Source organism: Streptomyces hilarionis (assembly GCF_024539675.1).
In the GTDB taxonomy this organism is placed as follows: domain Bacteria; phylum Actinomycetota; class Actinomycetes; order Streptomycetales; family Streptomycetaceae; genus Streptomyces; species Streptomyces hilarionis.
Genome location: NZ_JAHHIT010000344.1, coordinates 1 through 1,418, shown reverse-complemented (window position 1 = coordinate 1,418; position 1,418 = coordinate 1). Strand labels below are relative to the sequence as shown.

Below are 1,418 nucleotides of genomic sequence, written 5' to 3'. Positions count from 1 at the left end.
ATTTATGCGGGCGCCAGGAAGGGGAGGCGGGGCTCCGCTCGTGCGGGCGCCCGCATAAATCGCCGCGCGCGGGTCATCCGATGGACGTCCTGCCGGACGTTCCGGCAGGCGGCGCGACGGGCGTTCCGGGTGATGTCCGACCATATGGGCTGATCACGAACTTGGCGGGTGGAATCCGGTACCTCCCCGGTCGGCGGAGACGCCTCCCGGGCGAGCCCATTCGAGCCCGGGGGACGTGGGGGCTATCGGTGATCGAAACGTGACCGGATACGCTGACTTGAGTGATGGCAGCGACCTATCGACAAACCGCGTAATCGCCGGTGGACACCAGCAGACAGGAGACCCCTCGTGACCGTCGTCGGGCCGTTCGGGCTGAGCGTGCGGGACCAGGCTCTGGAAGCCGATGTCCAGGCCGGATTGGCGGCTGTCGAGGAAGGCTTGCTCGAGGCCACCAAGAGTGAGGTCCCCTTCATCACGGAGGCCGCCCAGCACCTCGTGCGGGCGGGCGGCAAGCGGTTCCGGCCGCTGCTCGTGGTGCTCGCGTCGCAGTTCGGCGACAAGCACGCGCCGGGTGTCGTGCCCTCGGCCGTGGTGGTGGAGCTGACCCACCTGGCCACCCTGTACCACGACGACGTGATGGACGAGGCCGCCGTGCGGCGCGGCGTGCCCAGCGCGAACGCGCGCTGGGGGAACTCCGTCGCCGTCCTCACGGGTGACTTCCTCTTCGCCCGCGCCTCCCACATCCTGGCCGACCTCGGCCCGGAGGCCGTGCGGGTGCAGGCCGAGGCGTTCGAGCGCCTGGTCACCGGGCAGATCCTGGAGACGGCCGGTCCGACCGACGGGCGCGACCCGGTCGATCACTACCTCGACGTGCTCGGCGGCAAGACGGGCTCGCTGGTCGCGGTGGCCTGTAGGTTCGGGGCGATGATGTCGGGCGCCGACGACACGGTCGTCGACGTCCTGACGCAGTACGGCGAGCGGCTGGGCGTCGCGTTCCAGCTGGCGGACGACGTCCTGGACATCGCGTCCGACTCGCGCGAGTCGGGCAAGACCCCCGGCACGGATCTGCGCGAGGGCGTTCCCACGCTGCCGGTCCTGCGGCTGCGGGAGCGGGCGGCCCGGCTCGCCCTGCCCGAGGACATCGCGCTGTGCGAACTGCTGGACTCCGACCTGAGCGACGACGCCCGGCTCGACGAGGCCCTGACGGCGCTGCGGGCCCACCCGGCCCTGGAGCAGGCCCGCCGGGACACCGTGCGGTACGCCAAGGACGCGCGCGCCGCGCTGGCGCCGCTGCGGGAGTGCGACGCCAAGGCCGCGCTGATGGAGCTCTGCGACGCGGTGGTCCACCGGGCGGGCTGATCCCCTCCCGGGGGCGGCCGCGCGGGCCCCGGCGGGCCGGCCCCGGGAGGGGATCAGCC

General features: G+C 72.7%; 1 protein-coding gene. It reads left to right on the top strand.

What is annotated here, in order from left to right:
* Nucleotides 1–348 precede the first annotated feature (348 nt).
* Nucleotides 349–1,359 carry a polyprenyl synthetase family protein gene (locus KMS84_RS38510; protein WP_256921207.1) on the top strand — a complete coding sequence of 337 codons (1,011 nt, stop codon included), beginning with the start codon at nucleotides 349–351 and terminating at the stop codon, nucleotides 1,357–1,359.
* Nucleotides 1,360–1,418: the final 59 nt, after the last annotated feature.